2 protein-coding genes and 1 pseudogene are annotated in these 2,218 nt (G+C 54.1%); 1 reads left to right on the plus strand and 2 read right to left on the minus strand.

Translation table 11 applies throughout. From position 1 onward, the window contains the following. Nucleotides 1–156 precede the first annotated feature (156 nt). Nucleotides 157–1,173, minus strand: a complete 1,017-nt coding sequence (locus H6F43_RS21145) for a tetratricopeptide repeat protein (RefSeq protein WP_206754598.1) — start codon at nucleotides 1,171–1,173, stop codon at nucleotides 157–159. Beyond that, nucleotides 1,154–1,816 (minus strand): sigma-70 family RNA polymerase sigma factor, encoded by a 663-nt coding sequence (locus tag H6F43_RS21150; protein ID WP_190345148.1) that lies wholly within the window; start codon nucleotides 1,814–1,816, stop codon nucleotides 1,154–1,156. Before H6F43_RS21150 ends, H6F43_RS21145 begins: the two co-directional genes overlap by 20 nt. A gap of 217 nt (nucleotides 1,817–2,033) precedes the next feature. Between H6F43_RS21150 and H6F43_RS21155 the strand changes: the two are divergent. Further along, a pseudogene (locus tag H6F43_RS21155) lies at nucleotides 2,034–2,218 on the plus strand (glyoxalase-like domain protein); the annotation flags it as partial.

Here is a 2,218-nt window from a genome sequence, read left to right on the forward strand (position 1 = left end):
TCTTGCGGTTGCATTGCAGGCAAGAAACCCAACACCATAAGCGATGTTGGGTTTCTAATTGTTAATTCAGCTTGTATGGCAGACAGCCGTCCAGGAAGGTAATAATCACGGACTGACCGTGTTTGCAAAAACTCTACTGCCCTACAGGCTTCAGAGTTACCGAGACTTCCGACCAATTAACGCCAGTTGAGTCAGCAGGAACTGCTCCTGCTGCAAATCGTTCAGACTTCGAGCGATCGCGATCGCATCCTGATACCGCTGTTGCGCTTCTACAGAATTACCAAGACGCTGATGAAGCTGAGCCAGCGATCGCAGTGATGTCAGGATTTCGCGGGAATTTTCTTGCTCTTGAGTCAGGTCTAGCCGCTCATTCACTAGGTCGATCGCTGGCTGAATCCTGTTCTGCCGACTCAGAATTGCAGTCATGCCATCAATTGCCCGAAGCTGGTTGGGTCGATCGCGGTTCAGACGGGCAAGTCGAACCGCAAGTTCGTATGCCTTGAGCGCTTCCGCGTCGTTTTGCCGATAACCGTCGCCTAAATTGTTCAGCGTCGTCGCCTCAACCCGAGTATCATCGGACAACCGACTCGCTGACAGGGCGGCTTGATAGTGTTTGAGCGCTTTAGCACGATCACCCGACTGCATTGCCAGTCGCCCCAAGCTGTTTTGCGAGAGAGCCTCTCCCGTGTGGCTGCGGGTTTGCTGAGCCAGCGTCAAGGCTTGCTGAAACAGCTCCGCTGCCGTGGACACGCTACCCTGATGTGCTAGCAGGCTTCCCAAATTGTTCAGGGCATAAATCTGTGCCTGCTGATCCTGACGATCGCGGCTAATGGCAAGCTGACGACGAAAACTGTCTTCAGCCGCCGACAACTGACCTAAGCGCACGTAAGCAGACCCCAGGTAGCCGTAGACCAGCGTTTCTCCTTCGCGATCGCCGCTGTCCTGGTAGCGTTGAAGCGCTTGCTGCCAGGATTGCACCGCATCCTCCAGAAATTCGTCCAGCTCTTGGGTTTTGCCCAGTTGCAAAAATCGATCGGCGTCGTCTCTAGCGGCGCTGCGGGTCCGAGTTGCGGGAGCTCGAAACTGCTGGGTTAGATCCGCCGCGATCGCGGGAGCGCCCAGGAGAAGCGCCGCAACCAAGCCCAACGCACTCCTACACCCTGTTCTCGCCATAGGACACCGTATCCGCACCCCATTCGGTGCCTGTAAAATAAATCGCTCGAATATCCTCTGGCAGAGCCGCCTCTAATAGGCGGTAACCCTCTTGCAAGCGCGATCGTACCTCTGCTGGCGAGAGCACCTCTCCCTCAGCTTGTAGATAGGCAGAGATGCGCGTCTCGCTCCAGCTAAAGGTCCGCGCCATCAGCACGATGAGCCGCAGCATCGGGGGAATCTGCTCTAACGCCTGCTCCATGTAGCACCACAGCGGCGGCGGAGCGGCTTCAAGGCTGTAGTGAATTGCTTCCACAGGCGGCAAGTTTGCCTGATTGATGCAGATTGCTGTGATGTTAATTAACCAGGTTTGTAGGGTCATCCCAGGCTGGTCTGTGGTTCCGCCATCGCGCAGATCTAGCCCGCCCAATTCGTGAAAAATGTGCCGCCATGTTGTTGCAAAAAGATAGTCCGCTTGCACGGGCGATCGTGCGGAATGCTGAATCAGCGTGTACACCATTGGGCTGTAGCGGCAGAAAATAGCGGTGAAATACTGCCCCGCCTCGGGATGGCGCTGAAACAGCGTCAGTAAATCCTGATCGCTGTAGTGTGTCAGCGACTTAACCAACGAATGACTACATTCAGGAAATGAAGGAATGGACACAACTGAGGTCCCAGATGACGTTCGATCAATCAAACTCTACAGAACTATACGCGCTTTTTGGCGATCGACACCTTTTTTTCAACATTTTGCAGCATTGTAAGCGGCAGATCTTCGTACCGTTCGGTAAACCCCCTACCCCCTCAGTTCCCGCTTGATACAATGGGTAGGTGTAGCCTCTGCTGCTACTCCACCCTTTTCTTTCGCCTTGCAACCATTCATGCTTCCAGACATCACCCGCTTTTCTGCCAGTCCTTACGTCCTTGGGGCATTTCCTGGCTTAGACAGCCTTTTCTCGACTCAGGGAATTATGGTGATGCTGCTGGGTGCCTATGCAGTTGCTATGTGGATGTTTCTGACTAGTGCGCCCAAAGTTCACACGATTATGGTGTCGGATTTGGAGTT

The sequence above is a fragment of the Leptolyngbya sp. FACHB-36 genome, from assembly GCF_014695955.1.
GTDB lineage: Bacteria > Cyanobacteriota > Cyanobacteriia > Leptolyngbyales > Leptolyngbyaceae > FACHB-36.

Coding starts and splice junctions, on each gene's coding strand:
- H6F43_RS21145 (WP_206754598.1), bottom strand. CDS start 1,173: ATGGCGAGAACAGGGTGTAGGAGTGCGTTGGGCTTGGTTGCGGCGCTT.